Below are 16,613 nucleotides of genomic sequence, written 5' to 3' on the forward strand. Positions count from 1 at the left end.
AAATAGGAGAAATCATGAGAAAAATATACTTATCTATTTTCACAAGTCTCTTGCTGATGCTGGGACTTGTCAATGTTGCCCAAGCCGATGAATATTTACGCATCGGGATGGAAGCAGCATATGCTCCCTTTAACTGGACTCAGGACGATGATAGCAATGGAGCTGTCAAAATCGATGGGACTAACCAGTATGCTAACGGATATGATGTTCAAATCGCCAAGAAAATCGCTAAGGACTTAGGTAAAGAACCTTTGGTTGTTAAAACAAAGTGGGAAGGTCTAGTCCCTGCCCTTACTTCTGGTAAGATTGACATGATTATCGCAGGTATGAGTCCTACTGCCGAGCGTAAACAAGAAATTGCCTTTTCAAGCAGTTACTACACTAGCGAACCAGTTTTGCTTGTCAAAAAAGATTCTGCCTACGCAAGTGCTAAATCTTTGGATGACTTTAACGGTGCGAAAATCACTTCTCAACAAGGTGTCTACCTCTACGACTTGATTGCACAAATCCCGGGCGCTAAAAAAGAAACAGCCATGGGAGACTTCGCTCAAATGCGCCAAGCTCTTGAGGCTGGTGTCATCGATGCTTATGTTTCTGAACGCCCAGAAGCTCTGACTGCCGAAGCTGCTAACTCTAAGTTTAAAATGGTTCAAGTAGAACCAGGTTTCAAAACGGGGGAAGAAGATACAGCTATCGCCATTGGACTTCGTAAAGATGACAACCGTATTAGCCAAATCAATGCCAGCATTGAAACCATTTCAAAAGACGATCAAGTTGCCTTGATGGATCGTATGATCAAGGAACAACCTGCCGAAGCTACAACAACTGAAGAGACTAGCAGTAGTTTCTTTAGCCAAGTCGCTAAAATTCTTTCTGAAAACTGGCAACAACTTTTGCGTGGTGCTGGTGTCACTCTTTTAATCTCTATCGTCGGAACCATCACAGGTCTCATTATCGGCCTTGCCATTGGTGTCTTCCGTACTGCTCCTCTATCTGAGAATAAAGCCATTTATGGTCTACAAAAACTAGTCGGCTGGATCCTCAATGTCTACATTGAAATTTTCCGTGGTACACCTATGATTGTTCAATCGATGGTTATCTACTATGGAACTGCCCAAGCTTTCGGTATCAACCTTGACCGTACACTGGCTGCTATCTTCATCGTTTCGATCAACACCGGTGCCTACATGACTGAAATTGTTCGTGGTGGTATCCTAGCAGTTGACAAGGGACAATTTGAAGCCGCGACTGCTCTTGGTATGACCCATAACCAAACCATGCGTAAGATTGTCCTCCCTCAGGTAGTTCGTAACATCCTACCAGCAACTGGTAATGAATTTGTCATCAATATCAAAGATACATCTGTATTGAACGTTATCTCGGTTGTCGAACTTTACTTCTCAGGAAATACCGTAGCAACACAAACCTATCAATACTTCCAGACATTTACAATCATCGCCGTGATTTACTTTGTCCTCACCTTCACCGTAACACGTATCCTACGATTCATCGAACGCCGCATGGACATGGATACCTATACTACAGGTGCTAACCAAATGCAAACGGAGGATTTGAAATAATGACACAAGCAATCCTTGAAATTAAACACCTCAAAAAATCCTATGGACAAAACGAAGTGCTAAAAGACATTTCTCTAACTGTTCACAAGGGTGAAGTTATCTCTATCATCGGAAGCTCTGGAAGCGGAAAATCAACCTTCCTACGCTCCATTAACCTACTTGAAACTCCAACTGATGGACAAATCCTTTATCATGGACAAAACGTTCTCGAAAAATGCTATGACCTCACGCAATACCGTGAAAAGTTGGGGATGGTGTTCCAATCCTTTAACCTCTTTGAAAATCTTAACGTACTTGAAAACACAATTGTCGCTCAGACAACTGTCCTTAAACGCGAACGTACAGAAGCTGAAAAGATTGCCAAAGAAAACCTAGAAAAGGTCGGCATGGGAGAACGCTACTGGCAAGCCAAACCAAAACAACTCTCAGGTGGTCAAAAACAACGTGTAGCCATCGCTCGTGCCCTTTCAATGAATCCGGACGCCATTCTCTTTGATGAACCAACATCAGCTCTCGATCCAGAAATGGTTGGAGAAGTCCTCAAAATCATGCAAGATCTGGCTCAGGAAGGCTTGACTATGATTGTCGTAACCCACGAAATGGAATTCGCCCGTGACGTCTCTCACCGTGTTATCTTTATGGATAAGGGTGTGATTGCTGAAGAAGGCAAACCAGAAGACCTCTTCACCAATCCTAAAGAAGACCGTACAAAAGAATTCCTTCAACGCTATCTCAAATAAAAAGAAAAGGCTGCATCAACCGTGCAGTCTTTTTACTAGCCAAAAAATGAAAAGGCAGACCCTATTCAAGAATCCACCATTATCCAAAGATTAATCTTCAAATTTTTCATGATTTTTATCATAGAAATCAATTAAACCTAGAGCCGTTTCAAACGAAATATTTTTAACTTTTGCACGCCCCTGAGCTAGAGCAATGATAGACATTTCACGCGCATTCGTTTCTTTAGAGATACGGTAGCCTGTGATTTTCTTATCACGAACCCAGCCAACAACTGATTCTACTTTTTCAAAGTTTGACTTAGCCATGTCTTTCTCCTATTTTCTTATTTACGATATCTAATTGTATACGCTTTTATGCTTTTTGTCAATAAAAAAACATATATTCAATAAAATAAACGCCCTTATTTTTACTTACTATCTTATTAAAGCTGATAATATGTAGGTTTTTCATTGTCGAAAACAATTTTTATAGTTCTTTAAAATAACTGTATTATTAAATCTTATTTATGTAATAATATTCGTATTTGACAGATGCTGATTCTCGATAATCTAGACATATTCTAATCTTATTTCATATTATTTATTCCACTGTAAAACAAAAAAATTTGACAAAATAATCTTCTGCTCTAAACCATTTCTAACGAGTATTTTTCTCCTTTTAGACTTTTTCATGTCTGCACCAGCATTCAATCATTTGGTCAACTGTACCAGTTATTTACTTTATCAAGTTTACTTTTTATTTCTCCTACCCATTAAAATACAAATAGCTAGGAAACCGTAGTATTCTATGCTTCATTTTTTTACTGTTTTCATCTTACGAATATTCCATCACTCTTCTCAGTAATCTCAGTATAATAAGGCATCTCATTAGTATTGATTATTTTTTCTAATCCCTATTATATTTAGCTAAATTTCAGATTAGCTATATATAAAATAGTAGATTTCAAAAAACTCCTAACATATAACAAGTAATTTTACTCCCTTACTATAAACTGAATCAAAAAAACATAGGTACTATAATGAGTTATGATAGAAATAGCGTAATCGATTTCCTAAGTCCATAGGAATCGCCCCCTTTCTTCATCTTCATTATAGCACCTATACATCAATTGTGCAAATAATATGATATTTTTTTATTAGTCCTCAGACAAGCATATTATAGAGCGTTTCGTTACCATTTAAGTTAATATAAGCTGGATCAAAACCTTCCATTCGACGAATCAAGCCTGCATAATCATGCTTATCTGCCAAGGCAATCCCAATCAATACTGGGCCTGTCCCCTTGCTAGCTCGTTTGATATACTCAAAACGTGTGATATCATCATTTGGTCCCAAGATATCATTTACAAACTCACGCAAAGCCCCCGGACGCTGTGGAAAATTAACCACAAAGTAATGCTTGATCCCATCATAAATCAAGGCACGCTCTTCCATTTCCGGCATACGGTTGATATCATTATTTCCTCCAGAAATGATACAACAAATGGTTTTCCCCTTGATATATTCAGCCAAAACCTCTAAAGAAGCGATACTAGCAGCTCCAGCAGGTTCTGCGACAATCCCTTGCTTAGAGTAGAGGTCAATCAAGGTTTCAGAAATCAATCCCTCATCGACACCTACTAAGGTTTGAACATGTTGACGAGTTGCTTCATAGGTCAACTGACCTACCTTTTGCACAGCAATCCCATCCGCAAATTTGTCAATTTCTGTGAGTTTGACAGGCCCACCAGCTTCAAAGGCTGCCTTCATGGAACGTGCCCCATTAGCCTCTACTCCGATGACTTCAATTTCTGGACTTGTTTCCTTGATATAGGTAGAAACCCCAGCAATGAGACCACCACCTCCAACAGGAACTAAGACAGCATCAAAATCAATTGATTCTTTTCGAGCTTCTTCTAAAATCTCATAAGCAACTGTCCCTTGACCCGCTTGAACATGGGCATCATCAAAGGGATCAATAAAGGTACGATTTTCAGAAACTGTAAATTCTTGAGCTGCTTTGGCTGAGGCATCAAAGGTATCCCCAACTAGTTTAATGGTTACAAAATCCCCACCAAAAAAGCGAACTTGTCCAATTTTTTGTTGCGGAGTAGTAATGGGCATAAAAATAGTAGCAGGAATTTTCATTTCATTACAGGTATAGGCTACTCCCTGCGCATGATTTCCCGCAGAGGCACAGACTACCCCACGCTCACGCTCTTCCTTGCTGAGCTGCGAAATGGCATAATAGGCACCACGGATCTTAAAAGAACGAACACGTTGAGCATTTTCCTTTTTCAAATAAATCTTAGCGCCATACTTCTCCGATAAATAATGGTCGTAATCCAGTGGGGTATTCACAACCACACCGTTCAAGACTTTATGAGCCTTGATTATATCTTTTGAACTTAACATCATTTTCTCCTAGACTATCTCATACTATCACAATCCATCCTCTTAAAAGAGAGATGAGTTGATTATAAAAGCGAGTTAGTCCCCCAACTCGCCTTCACCTTAATTTCTATCAATTAGTTATAGATTTTGAATGCATCATCGTCGCTTTTACCAACGAATGGCATTGCTTTACGCAATTCTGCACCAACTTTTTCAATTTCAAGGTTAGCTGCTTGTTCACGGTAAGCAGTCAATTTTGGACGTCCAGCTTTATAGTCATTTACAAAGTCATTTGCAAATTTACCATTTTGGATGTCTGCCAAGACAGCTTTCATATTTTCTTTAACTTGCTCAGTAATTACACGTGGACCTGATACATAGTCACCGTACTCAGCAGTGTTTGAAATTGATTGACGCATTTTCTTGAATCCACCTTCGTAGATCAAGTCAACGATCAATTTCATTTCGTGAAGAACTTCAAAGTATGCCAATTCTGGAGCGTAACCTGCTTCTGTCAAAACTTCGAAACCTGCTTCGATAAGGGCAGTCAAACCACCACAAAGTACAGCTTGTTCACCAAACAAATCTTCTTCAGTTTCTTCTTTGTAAGTTGTTTCAAGAAGACCTACACGTGCTGCTCCAACACCTTTACACCAGTCCATAGCAATGTTTTTAGCATTTCCTGTTGCATCTTGGTATACTGCGTAAAGAGCTGGAACACCAAATCCTTCTTCATAAGTACGACGCACCAAGTGTCCTGGTCCTTTAGGAGCACACATAAAGACATCTACATCCGCAGGAACTTTGATAAATTCAAAGTGGATGTTGAAGCCATGGGCAAACCCAACTGCATTTCCAGCTTCCAAGTTTGGAGCGATTTCTGCTTCGTACAATTCTTGTTGGATTTCGTCTGGTGCCAAAATCATGATAACGTCAGCCAATTTAGTAGCTTCTGCTACTGTGTAAGTGTCAAATCCATCTTCTTTTGCTTTATCAAAAGATTTACCTGGACGTACACCGATGATGACATCGCGACCTGAATCACGCAAGTTTTGCGCATGCGCATGTCCTTGTGAACCATAACCGATAACGGCAATTTTTTTACCGTCAAGTGCTGCTACTTTAACATCTTTTTCGTATTCCATTTGAACTGCCATAGTTTTTTCTCTCTTTTCTATTATTTATTGCCTTTTAGGCTGGATTAACAAATTTAAGTTGGATTTTTAATCACGGGTAAATCCAGTTGCACCAGTTCGAGCAATATTGCGAATACCGTATGGTCGAATAACTCGCAACAGAGCTTCACTCTTTTCAGCATTTCCTGTCATCTGAATGGTAATCGAGCTTGGTGCTACATCTACAACTGTTGCACGGAAAGGTTGAATAATCGCTAGAATCTCAGCTCGCTTCTCAGCTGGCGCTGACATCTTAACCAAAATTACCTCGCGCTCCAAATGAGGCTTGTCTGTAATATCACGAATGCGAATCACATCAATCTGACGATTGAGCTGTTTGATAATTTGCTCCACCTCATCATGTGAAGCAACATCAATAATAATGGTGATACGCGATACATTCGGATCTTCTGTTGCTCCAACAGAGATACTTTCGATATTAACCTGACGACGAGACAGGACACCGGTAAAGCGATTGAGGACTCCTGATCGATTCTGTAGTTTTGCTGTTAACATTCTACGCATGGAACTTCACCCCCAACATCTCATGATTACTCTTACCAGCTGGTACCATTGGTAACACCTGTTCCTTACGAGAAATATCTACCTCGATTAGCATAGGAACATTCTCAGTGATCACTTCAAGGTCTTGAGCCAAGGTCTCAGGATTGTCAAACTTATAGTTTTTAATGCCATAAGCTTGTGCCATCAATTGGAAATCAGGAAGGGTATCAAAGACTGACTCAGATGTTCTACCTTCATAGAAGGATTCCTGCCATTGGCGAACCATTCCAAGTGAGTGGTTATTCAGCATAACCACCTTGATTGGCACCTTGTAAATGTTCAAAATAGCCAATTCCTGGTTAGTCATTTGGAAACCGCCATCCCCAACAAACAAGACTACTTCCTTATCTGGGTTAGCAATTTTAGCCCCGATTGCTGCTGGAATTCCAAATCCCATCGTTCCCAAACCACCTGAAGTCACTAACTGACGTTCATTTTGGTAAGGATAATACTGGGCTGTCCACATTTGGTGTTGACCAACGTCTGTTACCACAATGGCATCTCCATTCGTCAATTCACCAATTCGTTCAATAACAGCTTGCGGCTGGACCACACGCTCTTTCTTATCATAAGAACGAACGCGGTTCTTGTCTTTGGTAACTTTTTCAATCCATTTCTCAGTATTGTTATGAACGGTTGGTTCCGCCAACAACATTTGCAAAGCTTTCTTAGCATCTCCAACTACAGGAATATCTGCACTGATAATCTTGCCAATCTCGGCTGGGTCAATATCAATGTGAGCAACCTTAGCATTCTTAGCAAAGGTCTTAGGATTCCCCGTCAAGCGGTCATCGAAACGACAACCAATACTAATCATAAAGTCCGCTTCCGTCATGGCAATATTAGCTGCGAATGACCCGTGCATGCCTCCCATTCCAAGGAAGAGTGGATGACTCGTTGCAATCGTTCCTTGTCCCAAAAGACTGGTTACCACTGGAATTTGATAGCGTTCTGCAAATTCATTTAATTCTGCAGCTGCTTCAGCATAACTAATCCCCCCACCAGCTAACAAGACTGGTTTTTTAGCCTTGGACAATTGCTTCAAAATTTTCTTGATTTGCATATCATTTGGCTCAAGAGTCGGTTGATAGCTTGGTAGGTTCACTTCTGGTGAATAGATGAAGTCGGTTTCCAAAGCAGATACGTCTTTAGGTAGGTCAATGACAACTGGCCCTGGTCGACCTGTAGTTGCGATATGGACAGCTTCCGTAATGATACGCGGAATATCAGCTGTCTCACGAACTTGGTAATTGTACTTAGTGATTGGCATGGTAATTCCCACAATGTCTGCCTCCTGAAAGGCATCCTTCCCAATCCCTGCTCGCGCCACCTGACCTGTAAAGACCAAAAGGGGAACACTGTCGCTCATGGCATCCGCAATCCCTGTAATGGCATTTGTTGCTCCCGGTCCGCTAGTGACGACGGCAACACCCAACTTTCCAGTTGATTTGGCATAACCTTCAGCTTCATGCAGACAACCTTGCTCATGGCGTCCTAGAATGTGGCGAATGCCTTTAAAATTATATATCGCATCATAAAAAGGCAAGACTGCACCACCAGGATAACCAAAGATGGTATCAATTCCTAAATCACGAAGTGTTTCCAAAACTAGGTCCGACCCCGTCTTAGGAGATTCTAAACTGATTTTCTCCATTGTTCCCCTTTCTCTTCTCTTAAAAATAACTTGTTACTATCATACCATTTTTTCAAAATTTTTCAAGAGAAAAGAAGAAATTTTCTGAATTTTCTATTTTAACGTTTATTTATGAATGTTATTTTTGTTTTTATTAAAAAGATACCGATTTCATTTACTAAAAAAGAAAAAAGAACTGATTTCTCAGTTCTTCATTAATCTTATTCCACACTGAATAGGTATGGGTAAACAGGTTGTTGACCTTGGTGAATCTCGACTTCAACGTCTTCGAATTCTTCTGCGATTTCTTGAGCAATTTCATTGGCAAGTTCTTCGCTTCCATCTTCACCGACATAGAAGGTTACAATTTCACTATCTTCATCCAACATATGTTTCAAGGTTTCTGTCAAGGTTTGATGCATATCAGGGTTTGACACGAGGATTTTCCCATCAACCATACCAAGATTATCGTTTTCATGGATTTCTAAGCCATCAATGGTTGTATCACGCACAGCTGTTGTGACGCTTCCACTAACAACATCGCTAAGAGTAGCAGTCATACGCTCTTGGTTTTCTTCGATTGACTTGCTTGGATCAAAGGCAAGAAGACTTGTCAAACCTTGGGGAAGAGTGCGAGCTTCCACCACTACTGCTGGTTGCTCCAAAACTTCTGCTGCAGATTGAGCTGCCATGAAGATGTTTTTGTTGTTTGGTAGAAAGATAATGTTACGAGCGTTGACCTGTTCAACAGCCTTGATAAAGTCTTCAGTTGAAGGGTTCATAGTTTGACCGCCCTCGATAACATAATCCACACCTTGAGAACGGAAGATATCTGCGAGACCTTTACCAGCCACCACAGCAATCAAAGCATACTCTTTTTCTTCAGCAGGCTTGCTAACTTGAGCAGCTTCTTTCTCAACCTGCGCTTCGTGTTGGTTACGCATATTGTCAACTTTTACCTTGACCAAGCTACCATATTTAAGACCTTCTTGCATAACAAGTCCTGGATCTTCTGTATGGACATGAACTTTGACAATTTCATCATCATTGACAACAAGGAGAGAATCCCCGAGTTCATTCAAGTAGTTACGGAATTCGTCGTAGTCAAAATCTTTGGCATAGGTTGGACCTTGCTTAAGGGCTACCATGATTTCAGTACAATAACCAAACGTGATGTCCTCAGTCGCTACATGACCAGCCACAGACTTATGATGCTCTGCATTGATCATCTCACTCATGTTGGCAGGTGTCGCTACAAAGTCCTCAGATGCAATATATTCGCCAGTAAGGGCTGAAAGGAAACCTTCATAGATGAAGACCAGACCTTGACCACCTGAGTCCACAACGCCAACTTCTTTCAATACTGGAAGCATGTCTGGCGTTTTAGCTAGTGCTGTTTTAGCACCTTCCAAGGCTGCGCGCATGACTTCAACAGCGTCATCTGTTTGCTCAGCTTTTTTCTTAGCACCGATAGCAGCCCCACGAGAAACTGTCAAAATCGTTCCTTCAACTGGTTTCATCACTGCCTTATAGGCAACTTCTACACCTGATTGGAAGGCAAGGGCCAGGTCTTGACCTGTTAACTCGTCTTTATCCTTGATGGCTTGTGAAAATCCACGGAAAAGCTGAGATGTAATAACTCCTGAGTTCCCACGCGCACCCATCAAAAGACCTTTGGCAAGAATGCTCGCTACCTCTCCAACAGTAGAAGCTGGCTTGTCTGCAACTTCTTTAGCTCCATTTTCAATGGTCATTCCCATGTTTGTTCCAGTATCTCCATCTGGAACTGGGAAGACGTTTAATGAATTGACATATTCAGCTTGCTTATTCAAGCGAGTTGATGCAGCCTGCACCATTTCTTGAAATAAGCTAGTAGTAATTTTTGACACGGTTATTCTCCTACAACTTTGATATTTTGAATGTAGACATTTACAGTCTGAGCAGTAATTCCAAGTTGGTTTTCCAAACTAAAACGAACACGCTCTTGAATGTTTTTTGACACTTCGCTAATCTTTGTTCCGTAGCTCAACACGGTATATACATCAACTGCAATACTGCCATCTTCGGCCGCTTTTACGACGACACCTTTGGAATAATTTTCCTTACCTAGAAGGGCTTGGAAATTATCTTTGAGGGCATTTTTACTAGCCATACCGACCACACCAAAAATCTCAGTTGCTGCTCCACCTACGACGGTTGCAATCACTTCATCTGTTAGTTCGATTTGACCATCTTTTGTATTAATTTTTACAGTCATCCTTTTTACCTCAACTAGTTGATACTCTATTTTATCATATTTCAGCCCAAGTGTAAAAGCAGAATACTGTATCAGCGGATATTTACTCTATTTTTCAAATGATTTTATATCTACAGTAAAAGAAAAAAGACCCTAAGGTCTCCTCACTTTTATTATTAAACGCGTTCAACTTTACCTGATTTCAAAGCACGAGCTGAAGCCCAAACTTTTTTAGGTTTACCATCGATAAGAACAGTAACTTTTTGAAGGTTTGGTTTTACGGCACGTTTTGTTTGGTTCATCGCGTGTGAACGGTTGTTTCCTGATACAGTCTTACGACCTGTAAAGTAACATACTTTAGCCATTGTGTTTTCCTCCTATTAGATCTAATATAGCGGATGTGCTAGCACCACATACCGTACTATGTTATCACACTTTCTTCATTTTTGCAAGGGAATTGGAAGATTTTTTTATTCAACGTAAACAACTCCTAATTTCCCAAAGGCCACATCTCCACGGATAATCAAGGTTTTGCTGGTTGGGGCTAGAGGAGTATCTGCCTTGGCTACGCCACAGAAAGTTTCTACCTTTAAATCAACTCCCCAATGTTGAGGAACATAGATAACTGCATTCCCAAAACCGACTTCTATCTTCAAGGTTGCGCTATCTCCCAACATCTCTGCATTGTCATAGTAGATTTTTGCATTCCCAAAACCAACTTCTACTTGATCCTCTACCAATTCTTGCTCTTGCTTGTAGAAAGTCCCACTTCCAAAAGCGACTTCCTTATCTGAAAGAATAGTCTTTTCACCATCATACCACCATTTTTTCCCATTCCAAGTTCTGTTAGAATGAGTGAGTGCGCTGACACCCATTACGATTAAAATACTAGCCAAAATAAGTGAAACAGGAGATAGCTGAATCCAATTATAAAAAAGATTCACTATATTTAACGCTATTAATGCTAAAAAAGTAGCTCTTGTCCAATGATGCCTAAGAAAAGATTCTACCGCCTTATAAAGGAGAAAAGCAATAAAGACGAAGGGAGAATACTTAGTCTCCAAGGATGGGACACCATAATGTCCCTGAAACAGAATCCATGCCGCCAAAATAAGCAACACAATACCAAATGCTTTCTTTTTCATGTTCTTACCTCATGTTTCTTAGATTTTCTTTTAGGAGGGATTGGTAATGTCGTGAGACATGAACCTCCTTATGGGTCTGATAAAAGGAAATGGTGCCCGTTCCTGAAAAGGACTTGTCCACCGAGTAAACCTGACGGATATTTGCGATAGTTGACTTGGATACTCGACTAAAATAGCGAGGCAGGATCGACTCTAACTCATAGAGTTTGAGCCGAACTTCGTAGGCATCTTTCTGGGTATGGGCATAAATCTTGCTACCTTCCGTCTCAAAGAAGAGAATTTCCGACAAATCCAGATAATATTCACCCGTCCCCTTGTAAAAAATCAACCGAGGAGACTTGGACTCTTGCAAGAGCCGCTGCAAATCCGCAATTTCATCTGTCAAAGCCGCCGCCTTGATGACAATTTCAGTTTCCTCTAAATTGCTGTCAATTTCGATTCGTAACTTCATTCCATCTCCTTTCTGACTCTACTATATCAAAGCCAAAATAAGAAAACAAGAGCAAAAAAGCAAGTGGTTACTTTAACCCCGTAAGTGGTTGTAGGGTTACCTTAACTTGCAGGTCAAAATAGAAAGAAAATCACACCCCACACAAGACCACAAATATAACCAACCACTACATCCTTGGGAAAATGCACTCCACCTAAAACTCTCACGAGACCGAGGAGGGCTGACAAGACCAACAAGATAAAGCCCACAGTTAGACTAGCATGCAAGCAAGACATGGAGATAATGGTTGCTGAAAAGACATGACGGCTGGGCATAGACTGACCAGGACTATCTCTGTCAAGCAAGGGTTTAATATCCCATTTCTCATAAGGCCTAGGAGTATTGATTTTCTTACGAAGAAAGGACAAAATCACAAAACCTGATGCAGGGATAAACAAATAGATTCCGACCTGTTTCCCAAGTCCTTGTTGGAGATAGATAGTTGCTAACAAGGTTAGATAAATTATAGGCATAACTACCGTCATGAAGCGATTGAAAGTTCTTAACAAGCTCAGAAGAAAGGGCCTATTTTCAATGTTAGCAGCAACGTAGTCATACCATTCTTGATAATTTTTCATATATTTTCTCATCACTTACTCAAATTTTGCTTACAGGGAAGCACTTGTCTTCTAGTATAGTGCAGAAAAAGAAGGCCGTCAAGCCTTCTTTGGGTTTATTCTTCTGCTTCGTCTTCTGTAAACTGACTGTTGTAGAGGTCAGCGTAGAAACCAGCTTGCGCCATCAGCTCATCATGATTTCCTTGCTCAATGATATTGCCATCTTTCATGACAAGAATCAGATCTGCATTACGGATGGTTGACAAGCGGTGGGCGATGACGAAGGAAGTTCTGCCCTCCATCAAACGGTCCATGGCTTTTTGGATCAATTCCTCCGTCCGAGTATCAACAGAAGAGGTCGCCTCATCTAGGATTAGGAGTGGCGCATCTTTCAGCAAAGCACGAGCGATGGTCAAGAGTTGTTTTTGCCCGACAGACAAGGTTACCGTGTCGTCCAAGACTGTATCGTAACCATCTGGTAGTGTCATGATAAAGTGGTGAATCCCTACAGCCTTGCTGGCTTCAATCACGCGCTCATCACTGATACCTTTTTGGTTATAGATAAGATTGTCGCGAATGGTTCCTTCAAAGAGCCATGTATCCTGCAAGACCATTGAAAAGGCATCGTGTACTTCCGAACGCTTCATCTCTTTGGTATCTACACCATCGATACGGATACTTCCCTTATCAATCTCATAGAACTTCATCAAAAGGTTGACAATAGTTGTCTTACCAGCTCCGGTCGGTCCGACAATGGCAACCTTTTGACCTGCATGAGCGGTCGCAGAAAAGTCATGAATAATGGTTCGCTCTGGTGTATAACCAAAGGAGACTCGATCAAAGACTACTTGACCTTTCATATCACTCAATTGTCTTTCTTTATGGGATTCGTCTCCCATTTCCTCTTCAGCCAGGAATTCGAAGACACGTCCCATGGCTGCACTAGCCTGCTGAAGACTGGTAATCCCTTGAGCGATTTGTGAAAGGGGCTGAGAAAAGATACGCACGTAAGCCATAAAGGCAACGATAATCCCGATACTAATCTGCCCATTTAAGGCCAAGGCTGCACCGACGATAATCACTAAGGCATAGCTAAAGTTCCCAATGAACATCATGATCGGCATCATAATCCCTGAAATAAATTGAGATTTCCAGATACTGTCATACAGACGATGGTTTAAGGTCGCAAATTCTTCTTTGGTACTCTCGATAGCATTATAACTGGTCACCACATTATGGCCAGAGTACATTTCCTCCACATAGCCATTGACAGCCGCCAAATCCTGTTGCTGACTCTTAAAGAATCCCTGCGATTTGCCCATAAAAACAGACACGAAAGCAAAACCAATAAGAGTTGAAACAACCGTCACTAAAGCTAAAATCCAGTTCATCCCAAACATGGTTACCAAGACTGCCACGACCAGTAAAGTGGATGAAAGAACTGTTCCCAGACTTTGATTGAGGGACTGGGCTGCAGTGTCAACGTCATTGGTTACACGAGACAAAGTATCCCCCTGAGAGTGTCCATCAAAATATCCCAATGGTAGGCGATTGATTTTCTCTGCAATGGCTCTTCTCAAACGCTCTGAAAAACGTTGAATAGCTGTTGTAAACAGAAATGCCTGTAAATAATTTGATAGAAGTCCGATCACATAAATGACGGCCAAAAAACCACCAATAGCTGCAACCGCAGCGACATCCACACTTGTTTCCAGACCACTGGCAATGATATTAGTCATTTCCTTGATGCGAGTCGGCCCATAAACAGTAATGATATTGGATACGATTGTTGCTAGAAAGGCTATCAGAAGGGCAAACTGGAGGCCTGCAAGATAGGGTTTACTCTGTTTCCAGAGAGACATTTTCTTATTTTCCATGTTCCAATTCCTCCTTCGATAGTTGTGAATAGGCAATTTCTTGGTAAACTTCATTATTAGCTAGAAGCTCCTTGTGGGTGCCTTGTCCCACGACTTTACCTTGATCCAAGACCAAAATCAAATCTGCATCCATAATCGTTGAAATACGTTGTGCAACGATAAGTTTGGTCATAGATTTTGTTTTCTCTGCTAACTCTTGGCGTAGGACACGATCTGTCTTGTAGTCCAAGGCTGAGAAGGAGTCATCAAAGATGAGGATTTCTGGCTTCCGAGCCAAGGCACGCGCAATGGCTAGACGCTGTCTTTGACCACCTGAGAAGTTAATTCCTCCTTGGACCACTTCTGACTCTAAGCCCGCTTCCTTGTCTTCGATAAAGTTCTTAGACTGGGCCAATTCCAGAGCTTGCCACATAGCCTGCTCACTAAGCGGTGTTTCTTGACTGTGTCCAAAGTCTAGATTACCCTTGACATCACCTGAAAAGAGAACCGCTTTCTGAGGAATATAACCAACCTTGTTGCGCAAATCTTCTAGAGAATAGTCTTGAACATTGACACCATCCACCAGAATTTCTCCTTCTGACACATCGTAGAAACGTGGAATCAGATTGACCAGAGTTGATTTACCAGAACCAGTTGATCCTATAAAGGCCACTGTTTGACCAGCTTCTGCTCTAAAGCTAACATGCTCAATAACCGCCTCCGAATTTGCCGCATAGCGGAAGGTCACATCCTTAAACTCGACCTGACCTTTGAGGTTTTCATCAGCCAGCTGCACTTGAGCAGGGTTTTGGATAGAAGAATGCAAATCTAAAACCTGATTAATCCGCTTAGCAGAGACCATGGTTCGGGGAAGAACGATGAAGAGCGCCCCCATAAGAAGGAAGCCCATGACAACTTGCATGGCATAAGACATGAAAACAACCATGTCACTAAAGAGAGGCAGACGCGCCGTCGGAGCAGCATCGTTGATTACATAGGCCCCAATCCAGTAAATCGCCACACTCAAACCACTTGAAATCCCCATCATAATGGGATTTAGAATGGCCATAAGACGGTTGACAAACAAATTCAAGCGTGTCAATTCATCATTTGCTGCAGCAAATTTTTTATTTTGGTAATCCTCTGCATTGTAGGCACGAACAACACGAATACCTGTTAAACTCTCACGAGTGATACTGTTCAGTTTATCTGTCAGCCCCTGAATCAAGGACTGTTTTGGAAAGGCTAGCGTCATCAAAACGGTCGTCATCAAAACATTGACAATCACTGCCACAAGTACGGCCCAGAGCCAGTATTCTGAATGACCTAAGATTTTCCCAATAGCCCAGATAGCCATAATCGGACCACGCGTAACCACTTGCAAGCCCATAGTAATCAACATCTGAACTTGAGTAATATCATTAGTGGTACGCGTTAAGAGACTAGGAATAGAGAATTTCTTAATCTCTGTCTGTGAGTAGTCTAAAACTCGATTAAAAATATCACTTCTCAGCCTACTAGTATAAGAAGCAGCCACTCTGGATGCAAAAAATCCAACTGCGACTGCGGATAAGAAGGCTAGAAAGGACATTCCCACCATCATACCTGCTGGTTGCCATAACTCATCCAAGTTGGTAGCCTGAGTTCCAAGTAAATCCGTGATTTTAGAGATATAGGTCGGCACTTCCAACTCTAGATAAACTGAAAAGCAGGTAAAGATAAGGGCTAGTAAAATCATCCCCCATTCTTTTCCACTAATTCGTTTTGCTAATTTCTTCATTATCTCCTCCTATTCTCTTGATATTTTCCTGTAGTTGAGCAAGGACTTTCTCAAAAATCAGTAATTCATCTTCATCTACGTCTTCTATCAACTGGTTATCAATGCGTTCAAAAAAGGCCTTAACCTGTTGCACTTGAGAACGCGATTTGTCCGTCAGACGAACAAACTTAGCCCTCTTATCAACAGGACTCGCCTCCAACTCCACCAAACCATTTTGCACCATACGCTTGACCAAATTACTAGCAACAGACTTGGTAATATTGAGTTCCTGCTCGATATCCTTAATCAGGACCAGTTCCTCTTTTTGTTCACAATGATCTAAAAAACGCAGAACCTGCCCTTGAGGCCCACCCATAAATTCAATACCACAACGTTTGGCTTCCTTTTGCACCATGAGGTGAATCTGATGACCAAAACGCTTAAAGACTAACATCGGTTTATCCATACTAACTCCTTTCTAACCATCGCATTTAGTTCTCCTAGG

The 16,613-nt window shown here is 41.2% G+C and carries 16 protein-coding genes; 2 read left to right on the forward strand and 14 right to left on the reverse strand.

The features are described from left to right. The first annotated feature begins 14 nt into the window (after window positions 1-14). On the forward strand, window positions 15-1,580 hold the full coding sequence (locus N8N51_RS00365) for an ABC transporter substrate-binding protein/permease (RefSeq protein WP_033685559.1): 1,566 nt from the start codon (window positions 15-17) through the stop codon (window positions 1,578-1,580). Next, window positions 1,580-2,320 (forward strand): amino acid ABC transporter ATP-binding protein, encoded by a 741-nt coding sequence (locus tag N8N51_RS00370; protein ID WP_084923270.1) that lies wholly within the window; start codon window positions 1,580-1,582, stop codon window positions 2,318-2,320. Before N8N51_RS00365 ends, N8N51_RS00370 begins: the two co-directional genes overlap by 1 nt. A gap of 90 nt (window positions 2,321-2,410) precedes the next feature. Here the strand turns inward: N8N51_RS00370 and N8N51_RS00375 are convergent, their stop codons facing one another. From N8N51_RS00375 to N8N51_RS00440, 14 genes are all read right to left on the reverse strand, one after another. Continuing rightward, on the reverse strand, window positions 2,411-2,626 hold the full coding sequence (locus tag N8N51_RS00375; protein WP_001130035.1) for a capsule biosynthesis transcriptional regulator: 216 nt from the start codon (window positions 2,624-2,626) through the stop codon (window positions 2,411-2,413). Between the two features lie 837 nt (window positions 2,627-3,463). Next, entirely contained in the window at window positions 3,464-4,714 is a 1,251-nt protein-coding gene (ilvA, locus tag N8N51_RS00380) for a threonine ammonia-lyase IlvA (protein ID WP_033685561.1), read from the reverse strand. A 113-nt stretch (window positions 4,715-4,827) separates the two neighbouring features. Beyond that, on the reverse strand, window positions 4,828-5,850 hold the full coding sequence (ilvC, locus tag N8N51_RS00385; RefSeq protein ID WP_261103335.1) for a ketol-acid reductoisomerase: 1,023 nt from the start codon (window positions 5,848-5,850) through the stop codon (window positions 4,828-4,830). Window positions 5,851-5,916: 66 nt separating this feature from the next. After that, window positions 5,917-6,393: an acetolactate synthase small subunit gene (gene ilvN, locus N8N51_RS00390; protein WP_001253803.1), complete on the reverse strand. Its 477-nt coding sequence runs from the start codon at window positions 6,391-6,393 to the stop codon at window positions 5,917-5,919. Beyond that, entirely contained in the window at window positions 6,386-8,086 is a 1,701-nt protein-coding gene (locus tag N8N51_RS00395) for an acetolactate synthase large subunit (protein WP_033682350.1), read from the reverse strand. Before N8N51_RS00395 ends, ilvN begins: the two co-directional genes overlap by 8 nt. A gap of 200 nt (window positions 8,087-8,286) precedes the next feature. Continuing rightward, window positions 8,287-9,954 carry a DAK2 domain-containing protein gene (locus N8N51_RS00400; protein WP_084888212.1) on the reverse strand — a complete coding sequence of 556 codons (1,668 nt, stop codon included), beginning with the start codon at window positions 9,952-9,954 and terminating at the stop codon, window positions 8,287-8,289. A 2-nt stretch (window positions 9,955-9,956) separates the two neighbouring features. Continuing rightward, the gene (locus tag N8N51_RS00405; protein ID WP_000216437.1) at window positions 9,957-10,322 is read right to left on the reverse strand and encodes an Asp23/Gls24 family envelope stress response protein; all 366 of its coding nucleotides are present in this window, start codon (window positions 10,320-10,322) and stop codon (window positions 9,957-9,959) included. Between the two features lie 155 nt (window positions 10,323-10,477). Next, window positions 10,478-10,666 (reverse strand): 50S ribosomal protein L28, encoded by a 189-nt coding sequence (gene rpmB / locus N8N51_RS00410; protein WP_001140948.1) that lies wholly within the window; start codon window positions 10,664-10,666, stop codon window positions 10,478-10,480. 105 nt (window positions 10,667-10,771) lie between these two features. Then, on the reverse strand, window positions 10,772-11,446 hold the full coding sequence (locus N8N51_RS00415) for a hypothetical protein (RefSeq protein WP_261103336.1): 675 nt from the start codon (window positions 11,444-11,446) through the stop codon (window positions 10,772-10,774). A gap of 4 nt (window positions 11,447-11,450) precedes the next feature. Continuing rightward, window positions 11,451-11,897 carry a LytTR family DNA-binding domain-containing protein gene (locus tag N8N51_RS00420; RefSeq protein WP_000776607.1) on the reverse strand — a complete coding sequence of 149 codons (447 nt, stop codon included), beginning with the start codon at window positions 11,895-11,897 and terminating at the stop codon, window positions 11,451-11,453. Window positions 11,898-12,010: 113 nt separating this feature from the next. Further along, window positions 12,011-12,514, reverse strand: a complete 504-nt coding sequence (locus N8N51_RS00425) for a phosphatase PAP2 family protein (RefSeq protein ID WP_261103339.1) — start codon at window positions 12,512-12,514, stop codon at window positions 12,011-12,013. Window positions 12,515-12,609: 95 nt separating this feature from the next. Continuing rightward, window positions 12,610-14,370, reverse strand: a complete 1,761-nt coding sequence (locus N8N51_RS00430) for an ABC transporter ATP-binding protein (protein ID WP_261103340.1) — start codon at window positions 14,368-14,370, stop codon at window positions 12,610-12,612. Beyond that, entirely contained in the window at window positions 14,360-16,129 is a 1,770-nt protein-coding gene (locus N8N51_RS00435; RefSeq protein ID WP_261103341.1) for an ABC transporter ATP-binding protein, read from the reverse strand. Before N8N51_RS00435 ends, N8N51_RS00430 begins: the two co-directional genes overlap by 11 nt. Beyond that, window positions 16,104-16,574: a MarR family winged helix-turn-helix transcriptional regulator gene (locus N8N51_RS00440; RefSeq protein WP_261103342.1), complete on the reverse strand. Its 471-nt coding sequence runs from the start codon at window positions 16,572-16,574 to the stop codon at window positions 16,104-16,106. The genes N8N51_RS00435 and N8N51_RS00440 overlap by 26 nt, the downstream gene beginning before the upstream one ends. Between the last annotated feature and the right edge of the window lie 39 nt (window positions 16,575-16,613).

This window comes from Streptococcus mitis (genome assembly GCF_946188685.1).
In the GTDB taxonomy this organism is placed as follows: Bacteria; Bacillota; Bacilli; order Lactobacillales; family Streptococcaceae; genus Streptococcus; species Streptococcus mitis_CC.

Bases quoted from the DNA above. Each gene is read 5' to 3' on its own strand.
- N8N51_RS00365 (WP_033685559.1), top strand. From the start codon at position 15: ATGAGAAAAATATACTTATCTATTTTCACAAGTCTCTTGCTGATGCTG.
- N8N51_RS00370 (WP_084923270.1), top strand. From the start codon at position 1,580: ATGACACAAGCAATCCTTGAAATTAAACACCTCAAAAAATCCTATGGA.
- N8N51_RS00375 (WP_001130035.1), bottom strand. From the start codon at position 2,626: ATGGCTAAGTCAAACTTTGAAAAAGTAGAATCAGTTGTTGGCTGGGTT.
- ilvA (WP_033685561.1), bottom strand. From the start codon at position 4,714: ATGTTAAGTTCAAAAGATATAATCAAGGCTCATAAAGTCTTGAACGGT.
- ilvC (WP_261103335.1), bottom strand. From the start codon at position 5,850: ATGGCAGTTCAAATGGAATACGAAAAAGATGTTAAAGTAGCAGCACTT.
- ilvN (WP_001253803.1), bottom strand. From the start codon at position 6,393: ATGCGTAGAATGTTAACAGCAAAACTACAGAATCGATCAGGAGTCCTC.
- N8N51_RS00395 (WP_033682350.1), bottom strand. From the start codon at position 8,086: ATGGAGAAAATCAGTTTAGAATCTCCTAAGACGGGGTCGGACCTAGTT.
- N8N51_RS00405 (WP_000216437.1), bottom strand. From the start codon at position 10,322: ATGACTGTAAAAATTAATACAAAAGATGGTCAAATCGAACTAACAGAT.
- rpmB (WP_001140948.1), bottom strand. From the start codon at position 10,666: ATGGCTAAAGTATGTTACTTTACAGGTCGTAAGACTGTATCAGGAAAC.
- N8N51_RS00415 (WP_261103336.1), bottom strand. From the start codon at position 11,446: ATGAAAAAGAAAGCATTTGGTATTGTGTTGCTTATTTTGGCGGCATGG.
- N8N51_RS00420 (WP_000776607.1), bottom strand. From the start codon at position 11,897: ATGAAGTTACGAATCGAAATTGACAGCAATTTAGAGGAAACTGAAATT.
- N8N51_RS00425 (WP_261103339.1), bottom strand. From the start codon at position 12,514: ATGAAAAATTATCAAGAATGGTATGACTACGTTGCTGCTAACATTGAA.
- N8N51_RS00430 (WP_261103340.1), bottom strand. From the start codon at position 14,370: ATGGAAAATAAGAAAATGTCTCTCTGGAAACAGAGTAAACCCTATCTT.
- N8N51_RS00435 (WP_261103341.1), bottom strand. From the start codon at position 16,129: ATGAAGAAATTAGCAAAACGAATTAGTGGAAAAGAATGGGGGATGATT.
- N8N51_RS00440 (WP_261103342.1), bottom strand. From the start codon at position 16,574: ATGGATAAACCGATGTTAGTCTTTAAGCGTTTTGGTCATCAGATTCAC.